19 protein-coding genes are annotated in these 24,577 nt (G+C 72.6%); 7 read left to right on the forward strand and 12 right to left on the reverse strand.

Annotated features, from left to right (window positions below; all coding sequences use genetic code 11):
• The first annotated feature begins 8 nt into the window (after nucleotides 1–8).
• Entirely contained in the window at nucleotides 9–455 is a 447-nt protein-coding gene (locus ACZ4FH_RS25120; RefSeq protein WP_383637491.1) for an Lrp/AsnC family transcriptional regulator, read from the forward strand.
• Here ACZ4FH_RS25120 and ACZ4FH_RS25125 read toward each other — a convergent pair.
• From ACZ4FH_RS25125 to ACZ4FH_RS25140, 4 genes are all read right to left on the reverse strand, one after another.
• Entirely contained in the window at nucleotides 445–3,621 is a 3,177-nt protein-coding gene (locus tag ACZ4FH_RS25125) for an AAA family ATPase (RefSeq protein ID WP_467307537.1), read from the reverse strand. The genes ACZ4FH_RS25120 and ACZ4FH_RS25125 overlap by 11 nt on opposite strands.
• Nucleotides 3,618–4,784, reverse strand: a complete 1,167-nt coding sequence (locus ACZ4FH_RS25130; RefSeq protein WP_467307538.1) for an exonuclease SbcCD subunit D — start codon at nucleotides 4,782–4,784, stop codon at nucleotides 3,618–3,620. Before ACZ4FH_RS25130 ends, ACZ4FH_RS25125 begins: the two co-directional genes overlap by 4 nt.
• 291 nt (nucleotides 4,785–5,075) lie before the next feature.
• Complete coding sequence (locus ACZ4FH_RS25135; protein WP_467307540.1) at nucleotides 5,076–6,752, reverse strand: sigma-70 family RNA polymerase sigma factor; 1,677 nt, start codon at nucleotides 6,750–6,752, stop codon at nucleotides 5,076–5,078.
• A gap of 240 nt (nucleotides 6,753–6,992) precedes the next feature.
• The gene (locus tag ACZ4FH_RS25140; protein ID WP_467307542.1) at nucleotides 6,993–7,619 is read right to left on the reverse strand and encodes a YigZ family protein; all 627 of its coding nucleotides are present in this window, start codon (nucleotides 7,617–7,619) and stop codon (nucleotides 6,993–6,995) included.
• Between the two features lie 59 nt (nucleotides 7,620–7,678).
• Here ACZ4FH_RS25140 and ACZ4FH_RS25145 point away from each other — a divergent pair, with 59 nt between their 5' ends.
• The 3 genes from ACZ4FH_RS25145 to ACZ4FH_RS25155 all read left to right on the forward strand — a co-directional run bounded on the left by ACZ4FH_RS25145 (nucleotide 7,679) and on the right by ACZ4FH_RS25155 (nucleotide 9,952).
• Nucleotides 7,679–8,089: a CoA-binding protein gene (locus ACZ4FH_RS25145; protein ID WP_467307543.1), complete on the forward strand. Its 411-nt coding sequence runs from the start codon at nucleotides 7,679–7,681 to the stop codon at nucleotides 8,087–8,089.
• Between the two features lie 65 nt (nucleotides 8,090–8,154).
• Nucleotides 8,155–8,982 carry an AAC(3) family N-acetyltransferase gene (locus tag ACZ4FH_RS25150; RefSeq protein ID WP_467307544.1) on the forward strand — a complete coding sequence of 276 codons (828 nt, stop codon included), beginning with the start codon at nucleotides 8,155–8,157 and terminating at the stop codon, nucleotides 8,980–8,982.
• Nucleotides 8,983–9,088: 106 nt separating this feature from the next.
• Nucleotides 9,089–9,952 carry an alpha/beta fold hydrolase gene (locus ACZ4FH_RS25155; RefSeq protein ID WP_467307545.1) on the forward strand — a complete coding sequence of 288 codons (864 nt, stop codon included), beginning with the start codon at nucleotides 9,089–9,091 and terminating at the stop codon, nucleotides 9,950–9,952.
• 55 nt (nucleotides 9,953–10,007) lie between these two features.
• Here ACZ4FH_RS25155 and fxsT read toward each other — a convergent pair whose 3' ends face one another.
• From fxsT to ACZ4FH_RS25180, 5 genes are all read right to left on the reverse strand, one after another.
• Nucleotides 10,008–13,967: an FxSxx-COOH system tetratricopeptide repeat protein gene (gene fxsT, locus ACZ4FH_RS25160; protein WP_467307547.1), complete on the reverse strand. Its 3,960-nt coding sequence runs from the start codon at nucleotides 13,965–13,967 to the stop codon at nucleotides 10,008–10,010.
• Nucleotides 13,964–15,322 (reverse strand): TIR-like protein FxsC, encoded by a 1,359-nt coding sequence (locus tag ACZ4FH_RS25165; protein WP_467307549.1) that lies wholly within the window; start codon nucleotides 15,320–15,322, stop codon nucleotides 13,964–13,966. Before ACZ4FH_RS25165 ends, fxsT begins: the two co-directional genes overlap by 4 nt.
• 127 nt (nucleotides 15,323–15,449) lie before the next feature.
• The gene (locus ACZ4FH_RS25170; RefSeq protein WP_467307550.1) at nucleotides 15,450–17,882 is read right to left on the reverse strand and encodes an FxsB family cyclophane-forming radical SAM/SPASM peptide maturase; all 2,433 of its coding nucleotides are present in this window, start codon (nucleotides 17,880–17,882) and stop codon (nucleotides 15,450–15,452) included.
• A gap of 454 nt (nucleotides 17,883–18,336) precedes the next feature.
• Nucleotides 18,337–18,891 carry a YbaK/EbsC family protein gene (locus ACZ4FH_RS25175; RefSeq protein WP_467307551.1) on the reverse strand — a complete coding sequence of 185 codons (555 nt, stop codon included), beginning with the start codon at nucleotides 18,889–18,891 and terminating at the stop codon, nucleotides 18,337–18,339.
• A gap of 74 nt (nucleotides 18,892–18,965) precedes the next feature.
• Nucleotides 18,966–19,538, reverse strand: coding sequence for a helix-turn-helix domain-containing protein (locus ACZ4FH_RS25180; protein ID WP_467307553.1), 573 nt, complete (start codon nucleotides 19,536–19,538; stop codon nucleotides 18,966–18,968).
• A 124-nt stretch (nucleotides 19,539–19,662) separates the two neighbouring features.
• On the opposite strand from ACZ4FH_RS25180, the gene ACZ4FH_RS25185 reads away from it, so the two are divergent.
• The gene (locus tag ACZ4FH_RS25185; protein ID WP_467307555.1) at nucleotides 19,663–20,529 is read left to right on the forward strand and encodes an EamA family transporter; all 867 of its coding nucleotides are present in this window, start codon (nucleotides 19,663–19,665) and stop codon (nucleotides 20,527–20,529) included.
• Between the two features lie 15 nt (nucleotides 20,530–20,544).
• Here ACZ4FH_RS25185 and ACZ4FH_RS25190 read toward each other — a convergent pair whose 3' ends face one another.
• Nucleotides 20,545–21,282, reverse strand: a complete 738-nt coding sequence (locus ACZ4FH_RS25190; RefSeq protein WP_467307557.1) for an acyltransferase — start codon at nucleotides 21,280–21,282, stop codon at nucleotides 20,545–20,547.
• Nucleotides 21,283–21,451: 169 nt separating this feature from the next.
• On the opposite strand from ACZ4FH_RS25190, the gene ACZ4FH_RS25195 reads away from it, so the two are divergent.
• The gene (locus ACZ4FH_RS25195; RefSeq protein ID WP_467307559.1) at nucleotides 21,452–21,982 is read left to right on the forward strand and encodes a gamma carbonic anhydrase family protein; all 531 of its coding nucleotides are present in this window, start codon (nucleotides 21,452–21,454) and stop codon (nucleotides 21,980–21,982) included.
• 52 nt (nucleotides 21,983–22,034) lie between these two features.
• Here the strand turns inward: ACZ4FH_RS25195 and ACZ4FH_RS25200 are convergent, their stop codons facing one another.
• On the reverse strand, nucleotides 22,035–22,694 hold the full coding sequence (locus tag ACZ4FH_RS25200; RefSeq protein ID WP_467307561.1) for a DedA family protein: 660 nt from the start codon (nucleotides 22,692–22,694) through the stop codon (nucleotides 22,035–22,037).
• A gap of 153 nt (nucleotides 22,695–22,847) precedes the next feature.
• Nucleotides 22,848–23,285: a DUF4442 domain-containing protein gene (locus tag ACZ4FH_RS25205; protein WP_467307586.1), complete on the reverse strand. Its 438-nt coding sequence runs from the start codon at nucleotides 23,283–23,285 to the stop codon at nucleotides 22,848–22,850.
• A 153-nt stretch (nucleotides 23,286–23,438) separates the two neighbouring features.
• On the opposite strand from ACZ4FH_RS25205, the gene ACZ4FH_RS25210 reads away from it, so the two are divergent.
• A complete protein-coding gene (locus ACZ4FH_RS25210; protein WP_467307563.1) occupies nucleotides 23,439–24,527 on the forward strand; it encodes a DUF8017 domain-containing protein in 1,089 nt (362 codons plus the stop codon).
• Nucleotides 24,528–24,577: the final 50 nt, after the last annotated feature.

Below are 24,577 nucleotides of genomic sequence, written 5' to 3' on the forward strand. Positions count from 1 at the left end.
CTCGCACCATGACCGACTATTCCCCGGACGCGACCGACTGGCGCATTCTGGACGTCCTGCAACGGGACGGGCGCGCCTCGTTCGCGGAGCTGGCGCGGGCGGTGGCGATGTCGTCCAGCGCCGTGACCGAGCGGGTGCGCAGGCTGGAGGAGGCGGGGATCATCAGCGGCTACGCGGCCGTGGTCGACCCCGAACGGCTCGGGCTCCCGATCCTCGCCCTCGTACGCCTGCGCTACCCCCACGGCAATTACAAGCCGTTCCACGACCTCATCGACACGACGCCGGAGATCGTGGAGGCCCATCACGTCACCGGCGACGACTGCTTCGTCCTCAAGGTGACGGCCCGCTCCATGAGCCATCTGGAGACGGTCTCCGGAAGGATCGCGTCGCTCGGTTCCGTCACGACGAGCGTCGTGTACTCCTCGCCGCTTCCGCGCCGGGCGATCAGTCGCTGACCGCGTCCACGGCCCGGTGCCGTACGGAGGAGCCGTGCCGTTCCTTCACGACTTCGAGCTGGGCGGGGATGCGGCGGCGCAGATCCGCGACATGGCTGACGATGCCGACGCTGCGGTCGCGTTCGCGCAGGGAGTCCAGCACGTCGAGCACCTCGTCGAGCGTCTGCTCGTCGAGACTGCCGAACCCCTCGTCGATGAAGAGGGTGTCGAGCCGTACGCCACCGGCCTCGTCGGTGACCACATCGGCGAGGCCGAGCGCCAGGGCCAGTGACGCGAAGAACGTCTCGCCGCCGGAGAGCGTCGCCGTGTCGCGTTCACGTCCCGTCCAGGCGTCGATGACGTGCAGCCCGAGACCGGCCCTGCGGCCACCGGTGCGGGCGTCGGAGTGGACGAGCTGGTAGCGGCCGGACGACATCCGCCGGAGCCGCGCGGTGGCGGCCTCGGCGACCTGTTCGAGCCGGGCGGCCAGGACGTACGACTCCAGACGCATCTTGCGTTCGTTGTCCGCCGAGGTGCCCGCGGTGAGTCCGGCGAGCCGTGCGACGCGTTCGTACTCCTCGCGCACCGGGCCCAGGCCGCGCACCTCGTGCTCCGTCAGGGCGGACAGCCTGTCGAGTTCTGCGCAGCGTTCGCGGGCCGAGGCGAGGGCCGTCGAGGCCTCCCGCAGCAGACGTTCGGCCGTGTCGTGGGCGCGCTGCGCGGTGTCGGGGTCGGCCGGTTCCCGTGCGGCGGCGGCCCGGGTCAGGGGCTCGGCGAGCCGGTCGGCGACGGCGGCGGCCTCGGCCTGCCAGGCGTCGATGCGGTGCTGCAGTTCGCGTTGCGCGGCATCGTCGAGAAGGGTCTCGGCGGCGGCCTGCGGCGTGTCGAAGCCCGCGCGGAACGCGGCGTCGGCGAGCCGGTCGTCGGCCTCCTTCAGCCGTGCGGCGGCGCCCTCCTCCTCGCGCACGGCCCCCGCCGCGTCGGCGAGCAGCGCGACGCGCCGCTGCAAGAGAGCGGCGTGCTCGGCGACGGTGCCCGACGCGCCCCGCGCCTCGGCCAGCACCTCGGCCAGGGAGGCCTGTTCCCGGTCGAGCCCTTCGCGCCGTGAGGTCCGGGCGGCGGCCCGGCGCTCCGCCTGCTGCCGCTCCTCGGCCCGCCGGGCCTGCTCGCGCTCGGCGGCCGCCAGCGCCTCCCGGGCGGCGTGGGTGCCGGCGGCGGTCCGGTGCGCCCGCGCGTGCTCGCGGGTGAGGGTGTCGACGAGCGCGGAGAGTTCGTCGACGGTGGGCTCCGGCGGAACGGCCGGAGTCGTCACGTCATGCCGCCCGGAGCCCGCCGGGGCCCCGGAGTCGCGGCCGTCCGTCGCGCCGTCGGCCGCCCTCTCCCCGTCGTCGGCGGGCCGCGCCGCGACGCCGGGAACGGGTCCGTCCGCTCCCGCGTGGTCGGCCTCGGCGCCCTCCAGGGCCTTGGCGCGTGCCGCCGCGTAGCGTTCGCGTACGGCGGAGAGGGCGTGTTCCGCGTCGGTGCGCTGTTGTTCGGCGCGGCGGTGGGCGGCCTCGGCGGCGTCCTCCGCCGCCTGGTCGACATGTCCGTCCCCGGCACGGGCGGGCCGCGGATGGTCGGCGGAACCGCACACCGTGCAGGCCTCGCCCTCGACGAGATGCCGGGCGAGTTCCGCCGCGATGTCGCGCAGCCGTCGCTCGCGGAGGCCCAGCCACTCCTCACGGGCCCCCAGCGCGTGCTCGCGGGCGGCACCGAGCCGCTGCTCGGCCCCGGCGGTCTCGGTGGCGAGCGCGTCCCGGTGGCGGGCAGCGTCGAGGCGGCGGCGGGCCGGATCGAGACGGCCGGCCAGGAGTTCGGCGCGGGTGGCGGCCTCCTGGGCCTCCTCGATCCGGGCGTGGAGCGCGGTGCGGGTGGTCTCCCAGTCGGCGAGCCAGGTCCCGCTCTCGCGCAGCAGGTCGTCGTCCGCGCGGGCCTGGCGGTCCAGGGCGGCGCGTTCGTCGTCGATCTCGGCGCTCCGGCGTTCCGCGCGGCGTGCCGCGTCGAGCCCGCCCAGCTCCTCACGGAGCCGGCGTTCGAGCCCGGCCAGGTGGTCGGCGCCGGCTTCGGCCAGGCCCGCGGGCAGCATCCCGCGTGCGCGGTCGCGTGCGGCGCTCGCGCGCCGGTACGCGCGGTCGGCCTCGTCCCGGAGTTCCAGGGCCGGTGCGACGAGGTCCGCCTTGCGGGCGCGGTCGAGCCGGGCACGGGCCTCGTCGTGCCGGGGCCGGCCGGCCTCCGAGGCGGCGGCGCGGCGGCTGGTCTCGGCGTGGCGGTCCTGGAGCGCGGCCAGTTCGCGTCCCTCGTCCAGCACGGCACGGGCGGCGGCCTGCCGGTGCTCGGTGGCCGTCAGGTGGGCGCGGGCCAGGTCGAGCCGTTCCCGGGCGGCGCTGCGGGCGGTCGCGGCCCAGCCGAGGACCGCGTCCGCGAGGCCGGGTTCGCCCGGCTGGACCTCGGGCACGGGGCACTCGCGTCCGGCCGGTCCGGCGGCCTGGGCGAGGCGCTGGGCGAGGGCAAGGATCTGTTCGTCCCCGGTCCTGACCCGGTGCTCGGCGGTCCGGCGGAGTTCGGCGAGCCGGTCCTCGACGGCCGCGAAGCGGCGGGTGTCGAAGAGCCGGCCGAGCAGTCTGCCGCGCGCCTCCGCGTCGGCCCGCAGGAAGCGGGCGAAGTCGCCCTGCGGCAGGAGCACCACCTGGCAGAACTGGTCCCTGCTCATCCCGATGAGCTGGGTGATCTCCTCGCCGATCTCCTGGTGGGACCGGCTGAGCGCCTGCCAGCCCCGCTCCGGGTCGTGGGCGCGCAGCCAGCTCTGGGCCTTCTCCGTGGTGTGGCCGCCGCCGCGCTTCTTGGGCCGGGGCTGGGCGGGCCTGCGGGTGATCTCCAGCCGCCGCCCGGCGACGGTGAGTTCGAGGCGGACCTCGGTGGGGAGACCGTCCGGGGCGTGGTCGCTGCGGAGCGTGGTGCCGGGGTTCTGGCGGGTCCCGGGCACGGCCCCGTACAGGGCGTAGCAGACGGCGTCGAGGACGGAGGTCTTCCCTGCGCCGGTGGGCCCGTGGAGCAGGAAGAGCCCGGCGGAGGAGAGGGCGTCGAAGTCGATCTCCTGGGTGGCGCCGAAGGGGCCGAAGGCCGTGACGGTGAGCCGGTGGAGCCTCATCGGTTCACCTCGTTCACGGCGTCGTCGACGCGGACGTGGTCGAAGGCGCGGCGCAGGACGGTCCGCTCGTGCTCGTCGGTGCCGGATCCGCCCCGGACATGGGCCACGAAGTCCTCCGCGATGCTCTGGTCGTCGCGTCCCCGGAGGCGCTGGGCGTAGGAGGTGTGCGGGTCCTCCGGGGCACGGTCCGGTTCCAGCACGAGGCTGAGGACGTGCGGGAACCGCTCGGTGAGGCGGGCCATCGGCTCGGCGGGGCGCACGGGGTCGGTGAGGGTGGCCTCGACCCAGGACTGCTCGTGGCGGTCGAGGGCGGGATCGTCGAGCAGGTCGTCGAGCCGGCCCCGGATCCGGGCGAGGCGGCGCGGGACGGGGCAGTCGACGCGCTCGGCGCCGATGCCGCCCGTGGCGTCGAGGTCGATCAGCCACATGGTCTTGCGGTGGTCGGCCTCGGAGAAGGAGTACGCGAGCGGCGAGCCGGAGTAGCGGACGCGCTCGGAGACGGTCTGGCTGCCGTGCAGATGGCCGAGGGCCGCGTAGTCGACCCCGGCGAAGACCCCGGCGGGGACGGCGGCCACGCCGCCGACGGTGATGTCGCGTTCGCTGTCGCTCGGCTCGCCGCCGGCGACGAAGGCATGGGCGAGGACGACGGACCGGGTGGTCGCGGGCCGCCCGGCCAGGTCGGCGCGCACACGGTCCATGGCCGCCGTCAGGACGGCTTCGTGCCCGCCCCGGTCCGTCCTGAAGACGTCCCTGACGAGGGCCGGCTCCAGATACGGCAGCCCGTAGAACGCCACGTCCCCGTGGGCGTCGGGGATGACGACCGGGGTGCCGCAGTGCTCGGGGTCGGTGCGCAGGTGGATGCCTGCACGGCCGAGGAGTCCGGCGCCGACACCGAGCCGGCGGGCCGAGTCGTGGTTGCCGGAGATCATGACGGTGGGCACACCGGCGTCGGCCAGCCGGTGCAGGGCGTCGTCGAACAGTTCCACGGCGGACAGTGGCGGCACGGCCCTGTCGTACACATCACCCGCCACGAGCACCACGTCGACCCGGTGCTCCCGGACCGTGTCCACCAGGTGGTCGAGGTAGGCGGCCTGCGCCTCGTGGAGCGGGACGCGGTGGAACGACCGGCCCAGGTGCCAGTCGGACGTGTGCAAGATCCTCAAGAGCCGGCTCCGACCTGCGTGTTCCGCTTCCCCGTGCGCCGCGTGCGCGGCTGCGAGGGGCGCGCGGGCAGGGCGGTGGCGACGGTGTCCGTGCGGCCCGGGGCGTTGTCCGCCCCGGGTGCGTGCTTCTGCCCCTGCTCCCTCACGCACCCCAGTGTCCCATCACCGGAGACGCGTACGACGCGAAGCACGGAAGCCGACGAGACCCCGGAACACACATAAAGGGTCAAACACGAAAAAGCGCATGGAAGCGGAGAATGCTCCGCGAACTCCCGGACCGGTCGTACGGGTTCAGAACCCGGCGCCGAAGTCCTGGGTCCACCACGGGCCGCCGCTGCCCCGGTGGATGCCCACGCCGAGTTCCTTGAAGGAGCAGTTGAGGATGTTGGCGCGGTGGCCCGGACTGTTCATCCAGGAGTTCATCACGGCCTCGGGGGTCTGCTGTCCGGCGGCGATGTTCTCGCCGTACGTGGACCAGCGGTAGCCGGCCGCGGTGATGCGCTCGCCCGGGTCGGCGCCGTCGGGGTTGGTGTGCTCGAAGAAGCCGCGGGCCGCCATGTCGTCGGAGTGGCGCTGGGCGGCGGTCGTGAGCTGGGCGTTCTCGGTGACGGGGCCGCATCCGGCGGCCGCGCGCTCCTTGTTGACGAGGGCCACGACCTGGGCCGCGGCGCCCGCCGGGGTGGGGCGCGGGGCGGGGGCGCTCGGTGCGGGCGGGGCGGACGTGCGGGTCGGGGTGGCCGTCGGGCTCGGCTTCTTCGCCCTGGGGCTCGGCGGCGGCGATGTGCTCTTCTTCGCGGACGGCGACGACGAGGGGGAGGGCGAGGTGGTCGCCGAGGGGGACGCGGCGGCGGGGGTGCCGGAGGCCGCGAGGTCGGTGAGCGGGGCCGACGGCGTACCGGACGCGCTCTCCACCTCGGTCGCGCCGTCGGTGCCGGGCACGAGGGAGGCGTACCAGAGGCCCCCGCCGGCTATGCAGACCACGGCCACCGCGCCGCCGGCGGCGCGCCGCCTGAGCCTGCGGCGCCGGCGTATGTCGGCGCGGGAGGCCGTGCGCCCTCCCGGGCCGTGTGCGCCCCCGGAACGGTGTCGTCCGGGGGCGGCGGGTATCCCGGGCTCGCCGGCCCGCGCCCCGGGCACGGTCGCGTCGAAGGACTGCGCCACGGTGGCGGCCGCGGCGTCCGGGGCCGGCCACAGCGCGAGGAGGGCGGCGGGCACGGGGACCAGGGCCAGCCCGGCCAGCAGGCCCTCGGCCGGCATCAGCCCGCTCCACAGCCCCGAGCACCGCAGGCACTCGCGGGCGTGCCGGGCTATGCGCTTGCGCCACAGGGCAGAGGGCCGGCGGTCCCACGAGGCGAGGACGACGCGCAGTTCCTCGCAGCAGGGCCGGGCGTCGAGCGCCCTGACGACGACCCGGGCGGCCTCCAGCTGCGCCTTCATCCGCTGCACCCGCACGGCCGTGTGCTGCGGGGACAGCCGCATGGCCCCGGCGACCTCGGAGCGGTCGAGCTGGCCCGCGCACTCCAGCCACCACAGGGAGAGCAGCCCCTGGTCGTCCGGCTCCAGCCAGCGGGTCGCCCGCGCGGTCTCCTGGCGCTGCCACGACAACTGCAGACGCATCATCGTGAGATCGACGAAGTCGGCGCCGGGATCCGCGAACTCCCCGGCCTCCTCCAGCGCGCCCGGCGCGGACCGGCGGTCCTGCCAGTGCGAGCGGACCTGGTTCATCGCGATCGCCACCAGCCAGGAACGGAAGCTCTCCGGCGCCCTCAGCGTGTGCAGCCCGTCCAGCGCGCGCAGCATCGTCTCCTGCACCACGTCGTCCACGTCCGCCGAACCGTTCAGCGCCCGGCCCACCACGTTGTAGACCAGCGGAAGGTACGCCCCCGCGAGCGCGTCCTTCGCCCCCGCCTCCCCCCTGAGGGCGGCGGTCACCAGTGCCACCGGATCCACCGTGTGCTGCTGGGTCATATGAGAGGTTCCCTGTCGTGTACGCCGCTGATGATGCCCGATGACTGGGAGACCGGGGCGGGCGGCTGCGATAACAGTTCTTCCGTGACGGGTTTCCCAGAGGTGGGCGGGACGCTACCAAAAGGTCGCCCGGTTCGGTCGTGACCGATCAGTCACGACCGCCAGTGGTCGCACAGTGGCCGCACTCGCTCACCCCTCCCCCGGCCCGGGAGGAGGTGCGGCACTTCCGGCCGGACGCGCCTACGCGTCCCCGTACGCCTCCGCTCCCAGTTCCAGTTCCGCTTCGCCCGCCGTGACGTCCGCCAGCCAGCGGCGGAAGTCGTCGACGTCTCCGTCCGGGAGTCCGATCTCGATGGTCACGGCCTCGGCGTACCGGACGTCGCGGACGCTGCGGCCGGTCGCGCGCAGTTCGTTCTCCAGGCGGCCGGCGCGCTGGTGGCCGACGGTGACGGTCGCGATCCGGAACCGCCGGCGGGTGAGGGTGCCGATGGCGTCCAGGGCCTCGCCGACCACTCCGCCGTACGCCCGGATCAGACCGCCGGCACCGAGCTTCACGCCGCCGTAGTAGCGGGTCACCACGGCGACGACGTACCGCATCTCGCGCCGGGTGAGCATCTGGAGCATGGGCACCCCCGCGGTGCCCCCCGGTTCGCCGTCGTCGCTCGCCTTCTGTACGGAGGCGTCGGCGCCGATCACGTACGCGAAGCAGTTGTGGGTGGCGGTCGGGTGCTCCTTGCGGACGGCGGCGACGAAGTCCTGCGCCTCCTGCTCGGTGGCGGCGGGGGCGACGGCGCAGAGGAAACGGGACCGGTTGATCTCGGTCTCGTGCACGCCCGCGCGGGCGACGGTGCGGTACTGGTCCTGCATCCGGCCAGCCTATGCGCAGGCGCGGGAATGGTCCGGAGCGGCCGCCCGTTGTCCGGATCATGTACGCAGACAACGAGACGATCCGCAGGATTCTCAAGGAGACGGGCGACACCTGGGCCGTGGTGGGGCTGTCCGGCAACCGCTCGCGGGCGGCCTACGGCGTGGCCGAGGTGCTCCAGCGCTTCGGCAAGCGCGTCGTCCCCGTCCACCCGAAGGCCGAGCGGGTGCACGGCGAGGACGGCTACGCCTCCCTGGCCGACATCCCCTTCCCGGTCGACGTCGTGGACGTCTTCGTCAACAGCGAGCTGGCCGGCGCGGTGGCGGACGAGGCCGTGGCGATCGGGGCCTCGGCCGTCTGGTTCCAGCTCGGCGTGATCGACGAGCAGGCGTACGAGCGGACCCGGGCGGCCGGACTCGACATGGTCATGGACCGGTGCCCCGCCATCGAAATCCCCGCCCTGACCGGCTGACCGCCGCCCGGCGCGCACATGTGCGGACTGTCACACCGCCCTCGCGGCTGGGATGATGGCCCGCTGTGAGCACCCCCCGTACCGCGAACCCGCCGGCCGCGCCCCACCGCGCCGCCCCGCTGACCGCGCAGCTGACCGCGCTCGGTGTCGAGCGGGGCGGTGTGCTGATGGTGCACGCCTCGCTGCGCGCGGTGGGGCCGGTGGAGGGCGGGGCGGACACGGTCGTCCGTGCGGTGCGGGAGGCGCTGGGGCCGGAGGGCACGCTGGTCGTCCCGTCCTTCACCCCGGAGAACTCCGACACCTCGCCGCACTTCCGCGCCCGCGTCCACGGCCTGGACGCCGACGCGCGCGAGGCGGTGCGGGCGGCGATGCCCGCGTTCGACCCCGCGACGACACCGGCCCCGTCGATGGGCCGGCTCTCCGAGACGGTCCGCACCTCCCCCGGCGCCGCCCGCAGCGCCCACCCGCAGACCTCCTTCGCGGCCGTCGGCCCGCTGGCCCCCGCCGTACTCGACGGCCACCGCCCGGACTGCCACCTGGGCGAGGACTCCCCGCTCGCCCGCCTCGACGCGCTCCACGCCCAGGTCCTCCTCCTCGGCACCGGCTACGCCACCTGCACCGCCTTCCACCTCGCCGAGTACCGCACCCCCTCCCCGCCCCGCCGCACCTACCGGTGCGTCGTCCGCGACGGCGGCCGGGCCCACTGGTGGACGTACGAGGACGTGGCCCTGGACGACAGCGACTTCGCCGCCCTCGGCGCGGACTTCGAACGCTCCGGCGCCGGCATCCGCACGGCCCCCGTCGGCTCCGCGACGGCCCGTCTGTTCCGTCTGCCGACGGCGGTGGCGTTCGCGAAGGGGTGGCTACCGGCGCACAGAGGGGCGCATTCCTGAGGACGGCGCGCGCCCGTCCGGCAACAGCCTGGACGGTGCACCTATGTCCAACTTCCCTTGTGGCACTCATACTTACCGCGTATCGGCCCCGAGGGGAAGGCACCGGATGGAGCAGAGTATCCGCACCGAGGACGGCCGGAATCTGGCCGTCAAGCAATTCGGAGATCCGCAGGGCAGGCCGGTGTTCCTGCTCCACGGCACCCCGGGCAGCAGGCTCGGACCGGCACCACGCGGATCCGTGCTCTACCGGCTGGGCATCCGTCTGATCGCCTACGACCGCCCCGGATACGGAGCGTCCGACCCGCTGCCCGGCCGGTCGGTGGCCCATGTCGCGTCGGACGTCGAGAGGATCGCCGACGCCCTGGGCATCGAGGCGTTCGCCGTGGTCGGGCGCTCGGGCGGTGCGCCGCACGCGCTCGCCTGCGCCGCGCTGCTGAAGGGGCGTGTGCTGCGCACGGCGGGCCTGGTGGGGCTCGCCCCCCGCGACGCCCAGGGACTCGACTGGTTCGAGGGCATGATCCAGTCCAACGTCCGCGAGTACAACAACGCCTCGGCCGGCCGCAGCAGGCTGACCGCGGCTCTCGAACGCAGATCGGCGTCGATCCGTGCCGATCCGATGGGCTCGGTGGTCGACATGCACCGGGGGCTCTCGGCCGACGACCGCGGCATCGTCTCCGACACCGGGATCCGCGCCATGCTGGTGAGCAACTTCGCCGAGGGACTGCGCAGTTCCGCGGACGGCTGGATCGACGACGTGATGTCGTTCAACAGCTCCTGGGGGTTCAGCCCCCAGGAGATCGCCTCGCCCGTGTTCCTGTGGCACGGCGAGAACGACGTGTTCGCGCCCGCCCAGCACACCCGCTGGCTCGGGGCGCAGATCCCCGGGGCCGAGACCGTGGTCGAGCGCGGCGCCGCGCACTTCGGCGCGCTGCGCGTCCTCACCCGGGTGCTGGGCTGGGCCACCAGCTGAGCCGCCCGCGGCGGCCGGTCCCCGGTGTCCGAACCGGTCCGCCGCAGAGGCGGCCTCACACGGGCTGCGGCTCCAGGTCCCTGTTGACGCGCCGGCCGGTCCGGGCCGCCACCGCGATCGGGTGGTCCATGCCCAGATGCTCGACCGCCAGGGGCACCACCTCGGCCCGATGCCTCTCGGCCTCGGCCTCCCGGTCCATGGCCCTCAGGGTGACCGCCAGGTTGGAGCGGCAGACCAGCACATCGGGGTGCGCGGGACCGTAGCGCTCCAGGAGACCTTCCAGCGCCACCCGTTCCCAGTGCTCGGCCAGTTCCGGCCGGTTCAGGTCCCCGTAGGCGTTGGCCAGGTTGATCGCGGCGCACAGGGTGAACGGGTGCCGCGCCCCCAGGCTGTCCTCCAGCGCGGTCCTCACCGCTTCACCGGCCTCCGCCGCCGACTGCGCCGCGCCCATGCCCCGTAAGTAGATCGCGACGTTGTTCCGGCAGGCCAGCGTGAAGGGGTGGTCCTCGCCGAGCGTGGCCCGGTAGCCGTCGAGGGACTGCTCGGCCAGATCGAGGGCCGCCTGCCGGTCGCCCACCGCGGAGAAGTCCGCCGCCAGGTTGAGCCCGCAGGCCAGCGCGTCGGGCACCCTGGTCCCGTACCGCTCGCGGTACCGGTTGTACGTCTCCTCCGTCAGCGGCTTCGCCTCGTGCGGACGGCCCGCCTTGCGCAGCGAGACGGCGAGGCTCTTGGCCGTGCGCAGCGCCTCCGGCACATCGGCGTTGAGCACCCGCTCGAAGGCCGCCTTCACCTCGCGCAGGATCTCGACCGAGGACTCGTACTCCCCGGTCTCCCTCAGGTCGCGTCCCAGATGCCCCTTGGTCGTCAGGGTGTACGGATGGCTCTCGCCCAGCAGCGTGCTGCGCCGCTGCACGGTGAGGTCGTCGAGCCTGCGGGCCGCCTCGCTGTCGCCCGTGAGCCGGTAGTCGATGGCGAGGTTGTGCGCGGCCACGAGCGTGCGCGGGTGGTTGTCGCCGAACGTCTCCCGCATCACGTGGTGGATCTTCCGATCCCGTGCCAGCGCCTCGTCGAAGCGGCCGAGGGCCCGCAGATCGGCGGCGAGGCTTCCGGTGGTGATGAGGAGGCTCGGGTGGTCCTTGCGCAGCAGGCGCGTCTGGCGGGCGAGGGTGTCCTCGTCCATCCGGCGGGCCTCGACGTACCGCCCCTGGGAACGCAGGGCGTTGGCCAGTTCGAAACGCAGGTTGAGGGTCTGCAGATCGTCCTCCCCCAGCTCCCGGGTCCAGGTCTCGTTGAGCTGGGTTCCCAGGACACGGGCGCTCTCCAGTTCGCCGCGCTTGAGGAGGTAGCGGACGCGGTCGACCATGAGCTGTCTGGCCTCCGCCTCGTCGCAGTCGGCGATCCCGGACGGTCCCAGGTGCGGCCAGATCAGCTCGAAGGCCGGCCAGCTCTTGGGGTCGTTCACGGGATTGTCCTGGTCCGCGCCCTGAGCGGGCCTCGCTTCGGCGAGGATGCGGTGCACCTCGTGGACGGCGGTGTCCCGCTCCTCGGCCGTCATACCCGCCCGGACCGCCGCCTGGACGAGCCGGTGGATCTGGATGCTGCTGTCCGCCGGGTCCACCTTGGCCAGGGCGAAACGGTTGAGTGCCTGGATGACCCGTCCCAGCATGTACCGCTCGCGCAGGTCGGAGTCGTACGGCAGCAGCGACCGGAACATCGAGTCGCTGCCGATCAGGGTCATCGAGATCGGTTCGGCGGAGAAGAAGGAACACAGTTCCAGCAGGCGGACGGCCGCCTTGGACTCCTCGCGCAGCCGGGCGACGGAGATGTTCCAGGTGGCGCCGATCTGCAGGGCGTAGTCCTCGGGGGTGCCGAGGGAGAGCACCTTGGTGCTCTGCTCCCTGAGCTGACCGACGTACTCGTCGACGGGTGTCGCGGTCTCGGCCAGCCAGGCCGCCGCGACCTCCACGGCCAGCGGCAGGTCGCCGACGGCCTCCGCGACCCGGTCCGCGTCCCGGGCGGGAAGCTTCCGCACCCGTCGGCACAGGTGCTCCACGCTCTCCGCCCGGGTGAACACCTCGACCTCGACGGGCTCCACCCGGCCGGAGATCGGCTTGTTGCGGCAGGTGACGAGGATGTGTCCGTACAGGCCCGCGGCGAGGGGGCCGGTCTCGTCGGGGAACAGCTCCAGCGTCTTGTCCAGGTCCTCGACATTGTCGAAGATGAGCAGCCAGCGGGAGTACGGGACTCCGCTGCGCAGTGCCTCCAGCGCGGCCCGCGCCGCCTCGGCGACCACTTCCCCGGCACGCAGGTCCATGTGCTCGGCGAGTTCCGCGAGCGACGACATCACCCGGTCGGGCTGTTCGGCCTCGACCCACCACACCAGGTCGTAGTCGGCGCGGAAGCGGTGCGCGTACTCACGGGCCACCTGTGTCTTGCCCACGCCGCCGAGGCCGTAGAGGACCTGCGGCAGATGCTGGGCGGAGCGGGCGGTGTCGCGCAGCTGGTCGCGCAGCCGGACCAGTACGGAGCTGCGTCCGGTGAACTCGGCGTGCCGGGGTCGCACGTTCCACACCCTGGGCACCGCCCCGGGGAAGCGCGGGCCGTCCGGCGCGGCCTCCACGGCCTCGACGGCCTCGGGCCGGTCCAGGGCGGTCAGCACGGCGGTGACGGCCTCGCGTTCGTCGAGCCGCGCCACATCGACCACGCCCCGGCTGTTCAGCGGCAGGGTCAGCCGTACGTCCCCGATCCGCACCGGAACGAGCTGGCGCCGGCTGCCCGAGGGGTCGAGCCCCAGGGCCGCCTCCCACAGGCTCCGGGCGCGCCGCGACCCCTGGTAGGCGGGCGAGACCACGGGCACGACCCGGTAGGCCCCGGCCGTCGCCCACTCGGCGTCGTTCCACGCGGTGTGCGAACTGCGCACATCCACGGGCATGACGTGGAATCCGGCCCGGGTGAGGACGGACTCCAGCCAGTCCGCCCACATCTGGTCCTCGGCCACATGGGTGAGGACGATGTTGGACGGCGGCACCGGCCTGCGGCGGGTGTAGGCGGCCACGTAGGCGAGCCGTTCCGCCTCGTCCATCGCGGGCAGGGCGGCCACCCGGCCCTCGGTGAGCACCGAGGTCAGGCGCTCGCACGCGGTCAGCATGGAGCTGGAGATGTTCGGGGCGTCACCGAACGTGGCGAGGATCTCCTCGTAGGCATAGAACGGCCGGTACGGGATCTCCACCGTGCCCCAGTAGTCGGAGAGTTCCTCGTTGCTCATCCCGCTGGGGAAGCCGGGGAAGCTCTCGCGCGCCAGGGCCCGTCCGGCGTCGGCCTTCTCCTTCTCGCCGTCGTCGATCCGCATGGGGACGGGCAGGATGCGGATGTGCTTGTCGTGGAACCGCTCCTCGATGTCGCGGGCCACGGCGGAGGCGCCTTCGATGCTCTGGTCGCTGAGGGTGAAGCAGACCACCAGCACCTGCGGCATCTGCACGGTGCAGATGTCCGCGATGTCGCTGAGACCGGTACGGCTGTCGATCAGGGTGAAGTCATAGTGTTTCCGCATGTCGTCACGCATGGCGTCGAAGAACTGGCCGCCGCCGTAACGTTCGTAGAAGTCGTCCCAGTCCATCCGGCCCACGGTCGAGGAATAGTCGCGGTTCCGACGCCCGGCGGAGAGAAAGTCCAGACTTCCGCCGCTCGGGAACGCCCAGTTCAGGGATGTGGCGTGGGGCCTCACACGGGCGTAGTCGCGATGCCATTCGGGATCACGTGCCGCGGGCCTGCGGGCCTCTTCCTGGTATTCGGTGATGAGATTGATCAGTCCCGGCGTCGCGGCCAGATCGGAAAGATCGAGAAAGGGGTGGAAGAATCGGTGCAGGCCGGGGGCTTCGAGATCCCAGTCGACGGCGAGCACGCGATAGCCGTTGGCCGCGAGGATCCAGGCGGTATTGGCCAATGCCATCGTGCGGCCGGTGCCGCCTTTGTACGAGTAAAAGGTGACGACGGTTCCGTCACGGTTCTCGGTCATCTGGTGGGTCCTCCCCCCTCGGGGGCGTCACCGTCTCCGGGATCGCCCGTGTCCGGCCGCGTATCGCGGCCCGGTGGAGCGGAATTACTTGTTCCGTAGCCGACTCCGTCGAGGAGCAATCTGGGCATCGCGCCGGACGGGCCCTCGGGAGGGAACGTCTCGGCATGCGCCGCGTAATGCCGCTCGGCCGCTTTCACCGCTCCGGGGAGTTCCTGGCTGAAAGCCTCCAGTGTGGGGACCCCGCCGCTGTGCGACCGATGACCGGACTCGTTCTCCGGTCCGGTGCCGAGCAGTTCCTCGGCGACGGTCCGCAGTTCGGCCTCCCTGCTCCCGGAGTCGGGATCGTCCCGGTTCCACGGGACCATGACGCTGATCCACGGGCGTCCGTTCTCGCTCAGCCGCCTCAGCAGCTCCTGGCGTCGGGGCGAGTCCAGCGCCCACCGGTCGAGGAGGAGCAGTCCGGGCGACTGGGGGCGTTCGGTGCCCAGCAGCCGTTCGGCCTCCGCTTCGAACTCCCCCACCCGCACCTGGTAGTCGAGGTTGCGCACCAGATCGACGGCGTGGTCGGCGAGCGGCCGGGCGGAGTTCGGGTGGTACGGATTCCAGTCGCGCTGGGCGGGTCCATAGCAGTCGGGAGCCCGCCCCGCGGGCAGTTCGGAGCGCGAACAGGCGAGGACCGAGATCTCCATCTGCCGGGCCCTGCCGGGCGGCCCGAAGGCGCTCGGCACCGCCGCGTAGTCCTGCTGCGGATCGCCCTCGGGCATCCGGCTCTGCTCGGCGACCCGCACGATGCGCTTGGCCAGCAGGTACACGGCCCTCTCGTACTGGTCGCGCAGGTACCGCAGCTTGATCAGCCCGTAGAACCCCTCGTCGGCGTACTCCTCGCCGAAGGCGGCATGGTTGAACTGGAGCCGCTCGGCCGGCTGCGGAAGCTGCCGCAGCGGTACGGGCACCCAGAGCGCCGGCACGATGCCGGACATCTGGCCGCCGTCGCTGCGAGCCGCCTGATAATGGACGGCACGGCTGGAGAAGGCGTACCACTCCCGCCCGCACTGCTCGCTCAGGAAATACCGGGGCGAGTACAGCGGAACGAAGACCTTGCAGTACGCCAACGCCTCGGAGAGGCGCTCCTGCCAGCCGTCCCCGGGTTGCATCTGCTGATCCAGAAAGCCTGCCGGAACCCCGGCGGGCAACGATGTCAGCTGAAGAACATGGGCACAGAGATCCCGATAAAATCTCTCGACCCAGAGATTCGGATCCTTGTCCTTCGGATCATTCCTGGGCGTATGCGCATAGCTGAGGAAGAAGTAGGGCCTTGGCTCGTCTCCCTGTGCTCCGGCAGCTTCAAGATCCAACGTCTCCCCCGGTCCACGTGTGGGAGCTCAGTCTAGGAAGCGAGGAATCTTCAACGGAACGGCAGGAACGCGCCTATTTACAGATCCGGCCGATCAATTGACGGCGCACCCGCCCTTTCGCGGGGGATCATGGCGCGAGCTGCACGGCATGGGACGGGTGACGGGCGGTCCACGCGGCACGATGGCGGTCGGCCGCGGACCGCGCCTCCGCGAGAGCGGCGGCGGAGACCTCCTCCGCCTCCCACGTCTCGGCGGTGCGCCGCATTCCGGCCACGAAGCGCTCGCCCAGTGGTGTCAGCAGCCCCGACCCGGCCAGTACCCGCACCGCCTGCGTCGTCTGCTCACGCCACTGCGCGAACCGGGCCTCGGCGGCCGGTGCGGCGGCACCCTGCGCCGTCCGCCGGCGCACGCGCCAGAAGTCGGTGACGGCGAGGTGGGCGTACGCGCCCTGGAGCAGACCGTCCAGCGGGCGTGGGTCGGGGCGCCAGGGGGCGTAGAACAGCCGCGTTCCGTCCAGGGGCCGGTGCAGATCGAAGCTGTCCAGCACCGCGCCCAGTTTGACGTGCTGGAACTCGTGGACGATCAACAGGGCCAGGAGGTCCGGGGTTTCCGGCCGGGCCGCGCCGATCGCCCCGAAGGCGTCGCGGGAGGCCGCGCTGACATCGCTGCCACCGGGCGCGTGGAGGGGGGTGACCGTGCGGAGACCGGCTGCCACCCCGGGTGCGTAGTCCGGGAGTTCGTCCTGGATCAGCGTCCACGCCTCGGCCAGGTCCTGCGCCCAGAGTTTGGCCTCGTCGGCCGGGAGCCGGTCCGCGACGGGCCACTGATGGCAGTCGCGCAGCGGGTCGGTGTCCTCCAGGGCGACGGTCCAGCCGGGGAGTTCGACGAGGCGCACCGGGCGCCAGTGCGGAGTGCGCCCGTCCACCCCCGCTTCCCAGTCGATCCGCACGTGCCGGCCGGCGGCACGCACCGAGAACCCCTCGGAGTCCACGGCCACTTCGGCCAGCGCGGCCTCCGGGGGAAGCAGCACCGCGCCGAGGCCCGGAAGCCGCAGCAGCCCGTCGTGGACGGGCACGGCGAGGGTGTCGTCGCGCCGGGCGCGGAGCGCGGCGGAGGCCGCGATCTGAGCCAGGCCGGAGGCGGCAGCGCCCCAGGGCTCCGTCCCGTCGAGCACGCGCAGCGCCCAGGGCCGCGTATAGGGGTGCGCCAGTACGGTGTCCAGCGCCTGGGGCGCCGCGGCGTCCAGGTCGACCAGCAGGTCCCACGCCTGCATGGCCGTACGGTCGTTGCGCGGCGCTCGCTCACCGACCGCGGCGAGCAGTTCGTGGTTGATCTCGGCCTGGGCCGCCGCGAGCCGGGCCACGGTATCGGCGCCCCCGAATCCCGAGGCGAGTTCGTCGAGTGCGGCGGCGTCGAGCGGTTCCGGCGTGCCCGCCGCGGGGGCGGCGGCTTCCCTGTCACGAATATTCATGATCATTTTCATCAGGTCGGGGCAGAAGACCGACGGATTGCGGAATCCGCTGCCGGTCCGGTAGCGGTGGGCGTAGAGGCCGCCGCCGCAGGACTCGACCACGGGGCAGGCGCGGCACTCATCGCTCAGGTGCTCCAGCCCCTGCTGCCGGGCCAGCATGCCCGGATGGGCGAGGACGTCGTCGAGTGTGTGGTCGACGACGTTCATGCCCGTCGCCGGGGCGGTGTCGTACGCCGTCTTGAGGCTGTCCGCCTGCTCGAACGTCCCGTCCGTCTCGATGACGACGAGGTCGGCCGGTGTCAGGCCCAGCGACTCGGTGAGACTGCTCTCGCCGCGCAGGGTGCGCAGGACGGAATCGAAGATCCGCACCGGAACCGGCCGGCCGGCCGCGTCCCAGCGCCGGTAGACCGCGTCCAGCCAGTCCGCGTACGGCGTCGCGGAACCGTGCGGGCGGGGCGGGGGCACGTCCCAGGTGGCGTGCGGGAGCAGGAAGTCGATGCGGGGCGGGTCGAGGGCGACCAGGGCGTCGTAGACGGCGACCGGATCGTTCTCGACGTCGATGGTGCAGAGCAGCCCGGCGAACAGGCGCCGGTATCCGGGCCGGTTGAGCAGTGCGACGGCACGCAGCACCTGGGGGTGGCTGCTGCGTCCGTCGGCGTAGCGGCGGTGCCGGTCGTTCGACGCCTTGTCGCCGTCCAGCGACACACCGACCTTGACACCCAACTCGACGAAGAGGTCGCAGAACTTCTCGCTGAGCAGCACTCCGTTGGTATGGATACGCAGGTCGAGCACGCTGATCCCGGCCAGCGCGCCGGTCAGCTCCTCGGCCGCCCACCGGATCCGGTCGGGGCCGGCGAGGAGGGGCTCCCCGCCGTGCAGCACCACGCGGACGACGGGAAGTCCGTGGGCCAGGGCGTGCTCCGCGATACGGTGCGCCGCCCCGGCCAGGATCTCCCTCGTCACCGCCCGGGGCCGGCCCCGCCAACTCGTGTCCGCGTGCTCGTACACGTAGCAGTGATCGCACGCGAGGTCACAGCGGCTGTGCATCTTCAGCACGAATTGGCTCAAAGAAGCCGGTGGCCGGTCCATGGAAGGGGGGTGTCTCCGACCGTTCAGACCGAGGACTGGAAGGCCGCGATCACCAAGGGACTCGTCCCGGCGCCAGCCGGCAACAACCGGCTGATCGATGCGGGTAGACCCCCGGTGCCCTGCACGGCGGCTCGCTGGGCGAGCGACACCCGAGGCGCGGCCTGGCCACGGGGAGAGACCCCCGGCCGGACGGCCGCCGAGACGAGTTCAGTTTTCATAGCGCCCTTCAGTCTTCCTGTCGAGGGCCTCCAGGGTCCACGCATCACGGTGCGGATACATGAACGGACACCCCTAGCTTTCCTTATAAATAAGGCAGTTCGTTACATTTCGCCACCGGAACACGCGCAAGGGGTGCAAAACGTGCCTTGAGTACGCGCGCGCCTCAGCTTCCCCCAAGCCGGGCCCCGAGGCCCTCATGATGCATGAATTCCCTCGGCTTCCGGATCAGATTCGGTCAGATCCCCAGTCCCTCGACCACCACGGCCCCCGGCAGTGCCGCCAGCGCCTTGCCCGGGAGGATGAGCTTTCCGCGGCGGCTTCCGCTGCCGACGAGGATCCAGTCCTCGTCGGCGACGGCGGGGTCGATGAGGAGGGGCCAGGCGGCGGGGAGTCCGACGGGGGTGACGCCGCCGTACTCCATGCCGGTTTCCGCGATGGCGGTGTCCATGGGGGCGAACTGGACCTTGCGGGCGCCGAGGTGCTTGCGGGCGGCGCCGTTGACGTCGACGCGGGAGCGGGAGAGGACGAGGCAGGCGGCGAGGGTGGTCTCGCCGCCGCGCTTGGCGCGGACGACGATGCAGTTGGCCGAGCGGTCCAGGAGGTCGGCACCGTGGTGTTCGACGAAGACGGCCGTGTCGGCGATGGCGGGGTCCGTGTCCACATGGATGATCTGGTCGGCGGGCACACCGCCCCAGCCCTCGCGTACGGCCGCGGCGACCGGGGCGGTGAGGAGTCCGAGGCGGTCGACGGCGGGGCTGGCGTCCTCGAAGGAGCCGATGGGTGCGCGCATGCGGCCCACACTAACAGCCGCCCCCGGGAGGCCGGTTGGGCGTCTCGGCATCCGGGTCGGGCGAGGCCCGGGGGCTATCTGACCGGGGGGATCGACACCGCCATGGTGGCCTCCATGGGTTCCGTGCCGTCGTTGCGGTAGGCGTGCGGGTGGTGGGCCTCGAAGGTGGCGGAGGTGCCGGCGGGCACCGCGAAGGCGGCGTCGCCCACGACGAGGGTGAGTTCGCCCGCGGTGACGTGGATCAGCTCGACGGTGCCCTCGGGATGGGGGTCCGAGCGGCTGGCGTCGCCCGGCGCGAGGCGCCAGAACCACAGCTCCAGCGGGCCCCGGGCCTCCGTGCCCACGAGGAGCGTGGTGGAGCTGCCGGCCTCCGTGGACCAGAGGCGGACGGCCTGGGCCTCGGGAACCAGGCGGACCGGGGAGCCCTGCTCGTAGTCGAGCAGGGTCGTGATGCTCACCCCGAGCGCGTCGGCGAGCTTGACCGTGGTGCCGACGCTGGGATTGGTGCGGGCCTGTTCGATCTGGATGATCATCCCGCGGCTGACCCCGGCACGGGCCGCCAGCGCGTCCAGGGTGAAGCCCCGCTCGCCGCGCCAGCGCTTGAGGTTGCGCGCGAGGGACTGGGTCAACTGGTCGAGATCAGTCACATTCCGTCCAATATCTTGGATGACGCAGTCCAATGAAGTGCACTACGGTGACGTGCACCCCATCGTTCCCACCGTTCACCGCATCGTTCCCGTCGTTCACCGCACTGTACTGCGAGGCGCCCTCATGACCGCACTGTTCGCCCTGGCCACGAGCCTCCTGTGGGGTCTGGCCGACTTCGGGGGCGGGCTGCTGACGCGGCGCACGCCCGCGCTCACCGTGGTGGTGGTCTCGCAGATCATCGCGGCCGTCGTGCTCGGGACGGTCGTGGTCGCGACCGGTGGCTGGAGCGAGGCGGGCGGGCGGCTCTGGTTCGCCGTCGCGGCCGGCGCGGTCGGCCCCGTCGCGATGCTGAGCTTCTACAAGGCGCTGGCGCTCGGCCCGATGGGGGTGGTCTCCCCGCTCGGTTCGCTGGGGGTCGCGGTGCCGGTCGGTGTGGGGCTGGTGGTCGGCGAGCGGCCGGGACTGCTCCAGTGCGCCGGGGTGGCCGTGGCGGTGGCCGGCATCGTGATGGCCGGCGGACCGCAGTTGCGCGGGGCGCCGGTACAGCGGCAGGCCGTGCTGCTGACGCTGCTGGCGGCGTTCGGGTTCGGAGCGGTGATGGCGCTGATCGCGGAGGCCTCCACCACGGTGACGGGGCTGTTCCTGGCCCTCTTCGTCCAGCGGGTCACCAATGTCGCGGTGGGCGGCGCGGCCCTGTACGCCTCGGTGCGGCGGGGCGCCCGCGCGCTTCCCGAGGAGGGCGGGGCGCGGGCGGTGACCGCGGCCCTGCCGGCCCTGGCCTTCGTGGGGCTCGCCGATGTCGCGGCCAACGGCACCTACGCGATGGCCGCCCAGCACGGACCGGTCACCGTCGCCGCGGTGCTGGCCTCGCTCTACCCCGTCGTCACGGCCCTCGCCGCACGCGGCGTCCTCGGCGAACGGCTGCGCGGGGTCCAGGCCGCCGGCGCGGGACTCGCCCTCCTGGGCACCGTGCTGCTCGCCACCGGGTGACGGCCCGGACACCGCTCAGTCCTCGTCCAGTTCCGCCACGGCCAGCAACTGCTCGGGGGTGATCCCCTCCGGGATCGGCACCGGGGCGGGGGTGCGCAGGGGCGGCTGCCAGCCCCGCTCCTCGTCCCAGCTCCGTACGACACGGGCCGGGGCCCCGGCCACCACCGCGTGGTCGGGCACGTCGCCGCGCACCACCGCACCGGCGGCGACGACCACGTTCCGCCCGAGCCGCGCGCCGGGGAGGATCACCGCGCCGGTCCCGATCCAGCAGCCGGGCCCGATGGACACCGGGTCCATCCGCGGCCACTGCTTGCCGACGGGCTGCGCCGGATCGTCGTAACTGTGGTTGGTCGAGGTGATGTAGACGTACGGTCCGCAGTACGTGTCCGCGCCGATCGTCACCGTGGTGTCCGCGACGACATGGCTGCCGCGCCCCAGCACCACGCCGTCGCCCAGCGTGAGGATGGCCTCCGGTCCGAGGTCCAGGTCGGGCATGAGGCCCGCCGTGAGGGTGACCTGTTCGCCGATGACGCAGTGCGCGCCCAGCTCGATCCACGGCTCGCCGAAGACGGTCCCCTGGGGGAAGGCCAGCCGGGTCCCCTCGCCGATCCGGCGGAAGCGGAGCCCTCCGGGGTGTGCCGCCGTGACCGCGCCCGTCTCGCGCACCCAGCGCCAGCAGCGGTGGACCGCCGCGGCCGCGGCACGCCGCCGCCAGGCGGTCAGGGAGGAGAACGTGTTTCTGTTCTTCGGCACCCGCTCACGGTAGACGGCGGGTCCGCGGCCCATCACCGCTCCCACCTGTGATCTTCACCCCACCGTCCACCGACGGGGGCCCCGCGTCGCTTACGGTCGTGCGGGGCGGGACCGCTCCGCCGGGTCCGCCTCGTCGCGGTACCGGCACCGCGACGAGGAGGAACGCGCGATGGCGGACAAGGCGTTGATCACGGCCATGGGCGGCAAGGAACCGGTGATCGATCCGGCCGCCTTCACCGCACCGACCTCGGTCGCCATCGGCGACGTCACCATGGCCGCCGGTTCCAGCCTCTGGTACCAGGCGGTGCTGCGCGCGGACTGCGGCCCCATCGTGATCGGGGCGGACTCCAACATCCAGGACAACTGCAGCGTGCACGTCGACCCCGGCTTCACCGTCACCGTCGGCGAGCGCGTCTCCGTCGGGCACAACGCGGTCCTGCACGGCTGCACCATCGAGGACGACGTCCTGATCGGCATGGGCGCCACCGTGCTCAACGGCGCGCACATCGGCGCCGGTTCACTGGTCGCGGCGCAGGCCCTCGTCCCGCAGGGAATGAACGTCCCGCCGGGCTCGCTGGTCGCGGGGGTCCCCGCCAAGGTGAAGCGGCAGCTGACCGAGGAGGAGCTGGAGGGCGTCCGCTTCAACGCCGTCGGTTACGTCGAGCTGGCCAAGGCGCACCGCGCGGCGCACGAGGACTGAGCGGCGCCGGGCCGGGGAGGCCGGGGCCGCTCGCCCCGCCCCCGCTCCTCCGTCAGTCGGCGACCGGCAGCACGCCCGGCTCGGGCGCCGGTTCGGCCGAGGAGTGGGCAGCCGCCTTCTTGGCCCGGTTCTTGATGATCAGCATCGAGGCGAGGCCGATGAGGACGGCGAGGCCGAGGCCCAGGTACGAGAAGCGCTTGAGCCAGGCCTCGGCGACCACGCCCACGTAGTAGATGACCGCCGTCGTGCCGCCGGCCCAGGCGATGCCGCCGAGCACGTTGGCGACGAGGAACTTCCAGTAGGGCATGTGCAGCACACCGGCGAGCGGTCCGGCGAAGATGCGCAGCAGGGCGACGAAGCGTCCGAAGAAGACGGCCCACATGCCCCACTTCTGGAAGGAGCGCTCCGCCAGGGCGATCTGGCTCTCGCCGAAGTGCCGGGGGAACTTCCCGCCGAGCCAGGCCAGCAGCGGCCGTCCGCCCCTGCGCCCGATCGCGTAACCGATCGAGTCGCCGATCACCGCGCCCGCCGTGGCGCAGGCACCCAGGATCCACGGGTTGATGCCGTCGTGTCCCGAGGCCAGGAGCGCCGCGCTGACCAGCACGATCTCGCCCGGCAGCGGAATGCCGAGGCTCTCCAGTCCGATGACGACGCCCACCAGGAGGTAGACGCTGATCGCGGGGACGGTCTCCAGCCACTCCTGGATGTGCAACGCCGGTTCCTCCGTAGTGATGTCCTGGGCGCCCGCCGGACAACTCCTCGGCGCACGGCGGGAAGCCTACCCGGCGCCCGTCGGCCCCGGACAGCGCGAAGGGCCGCCCCGTGCCCGCGAGGGCACCGGGCGGCCCCGGTGGGGCGGGCCGGATCAGGAGTTCGGGCGCAGCGTCCAGACCACGGTCATCTCGCCGGTCACCGCGCCGTCCGCGCGGCGTATCTCGATCTTCACCGGGAATTCGGGCCGGGTGCCCGCGTCGAGTTCGGCCACGACCTCGGCGGCGGGGCGGCCCAGCGTGGCGGTCGCCGTGACCTCGCCCATGGCGAGCTTCCTGTAGCCGATCTCGGCGCTGACGGCGAGCGGGACGGCCCGGCCCAGCTGGTCGCCGAACGCCGCGATGACGATGGCGCCGCTCGCCGACTCGGCCAGCGTGAACATGGCGCCGGCGTGCGGCCCGCCGAGGTGGTTGTGGAAGTCGCCCTGGTCGGGCATGCGGATCACCGCGCGTTCGGCGGTGGTCTCCAGGAACTCCAGGTTGAGGGTCCGGACCATGGGCACGGTCGCGGCGAGCATCTCGCCGGCAGTCATCTGTTCAGCGCTCATGGGCCCGATGTTACTCACGGGTAGTGCGTTTTGGTCATGGCTTCACGGTCGCGTTCCGCGCCCGGCTCCCGTCCTTCACGGACCGCACACGGGGGCGGGCGTAGCACCCCGGCCGACGCCCCTCTATCGTTACTGGCCATGTGGCCAGGACAGCAGCCGCCCGGGGGCGAGCAGAACCCGCAGGACCAGAGTCAGAATCCGTACCAGCAGCCGGGGTACCAGCAGCCGAATCCGTACCAGCAGCCCGGGTACGGCTATCCGCAGCAGGGCCAGCCGGGGCAGCCCGGACAGCCGGGCGGGTACCCGCAGGCGGGGCAGCCGGGCCAGCCCGGTTACGCCCAGCCGAACCCGTACCAGCAGCCGACCGTCCCGCAGTACGCGGTGCCCGGTCCGCCCGGTGCTCCGCAGCCCGGCAACGACAAGAAGAAGACCACCGTCATCGCCATCGTCGCGGCGACCGCGGTCGTCGTGGCCGCGGCGGTCACGGGCGTCGTCGTGCTCGGCAAGGACGACGACAAGGACGGCAAGAACGTCGCCGACGACACGAAGTCGTCCGCACCGGCCAAGCCCTCCGAGTCCGCGTCCCCGTCCGAGGCGAACCCGCGCGGTGACGACGCCGACCCCAAGCCGGTCATCCCCGGCTGGAAGGTCGTGACCAACCCCAAGTGGGGCACGCAGTTCGACGTGCCCGGCGACTGGGAGGTCTCGTCCCCCGGTACGTTCTCGTACTTCGAGGACGACGCGAAGGGCGACGGCTCGCCGCTGATCGGGTTCTCCGCCCCGGCGGACCTCAAGGACAAGTGGTGCGTCGACGACCACGACAAGGACGGGGTCAAGGAGAACTACAGCCTGGCCGGCACCGGTACGCGCGGTGCGGAAGGCGCCACGGACGCCGCCGTGAACGCCCGGAACGAGGCGGGCACCTGGGCCTGGGCGGCGTACGCGCAGCACATGCCCAAGAAGACCATCAAGATCAGCAAGGCCAAGCAGTACACCACCAAGTCGGGTCTGACGGGCAGCCTGGTCACCGCCACCGCCCCGAACGTCACCAAGAAGAAGAAGTGCGACAGCGACGGCAAGACCATCGCGTTCACCTTCAAGAACAGCAAGGGCGCCTTCTCCTCCTGGGTGCTGTACGCCGCGGCCGGAGTGCCGGACGAGCTTCCCGAGGACACCATCCAGAAGATCCTCAGCACCGTCCGGCTGGTGAAGATCACCGAGTCCTGACCTGGCGGAACGGACGCCTCGGACGGAAACGGGTTTGGCACGGCGGGGCC

The organism is Streptomyces sp. NPDC024555 (assembly GCF_055559335.1).

Excerpts from the sequence above, each read along its gene's own strand:
- ACZ4FH_RS25120 (WP_383637491.1), top strand. The coding sequence starts at position 9 with ATGACCGACTATTCCCCGGACGCGACCGACTGGCGCATTCTGGACGTC.
- ACZ4FH_RS25125 (WP_467307537.1), bottom strand. The coding sequence starts at position 3,621 with ATGAGGCTCCACCGGCTCACCGTCACGGCCTTCGGCCCCTTCGGCGCC.
- ACZ4FH_RS25135 (WP_467307540.1), bottom strand. The coding sequence starts at position 6,752 with ATGACCCAGCAGCACACGGTGGATCCGGTGGCACTGGTGACCGCCGCC.
- ACZ4FH_RS25140 (WP_467307542.1), bottom strand. The coding sequence starts at position 7,619 with ATGCAGGACCAGTACCGCACCGTCGCCCGCGCGGGCGTGCACGAGACC.
- ACZ4FH_RS25145 (WP_467307543.1), top strand. The coding sequence starts at position 7,679 with ATGTACGCAGACAACGAGACGATCCGCAGGATTCTCAAGGAGACGGGC.
- ACZ4FH_RS25155 (WP_467307545.1), top strand. The coding sequence starts at position 9,089 with ATGGAGCAGAGTATCCGCACCGAGGACGGCCGGAATCTGGCCGTCAAG.
- fxsT (WP_467307547.1), bottom strand. The coding sequence starts at position 13,967 with ATGACCGAGAACCGTGACGGAACCGTCGTCACCTTTTACTCGTACAAA.
- ACZ4FH_RS25170 (WP_467307550.1), bottom strand. The coding sequence starts at position 17,882 with ATGGACCGGCCACCGGCTTCTTTGAGCCAATTCGTGCTGAAGATGCAC.
- ACZ4FH_RS25175 (WP_467307551.1), bottom strand. The coding sequence starts at position 18,891 with ATGCGCGCACCCATCGGCTCCTTCGAGGACGCCAGCCCCGCCGTCGAC.
- ACZ4FH_RS25185 (WP_467307555.1), top strand. The coding sequence starts at position 19,663 with ATGACCGCACTGTTCGCCCTGGCCACGAGCCTCCTGTGGGGTCTGGCC.
- ACZ4FH_RS25195 (WP_467307559.1), top strand. The coding sequence starts at position 21,452 with ATGGCGGACAAGGCGTTGATCACGGCCATGGGCGGCAAGGAACCGGTG.
- ACZ4FH_RS25205 (WP_467307586.1), bottom strand. The coding sequence starts at position 23,285 with ATGACTGCCGGCGAGATGCTCGCCGCGACCGTGCCCATGGTCCGGACC.
- ACZ4FH_RS25210 (WP_467307563.1), top strand. The coding sequence starts at position 23,439 with ATGTGGCCAGGACAGCAGCCGCCCGGGGGCGAGCAGAACCCGCAGGAC.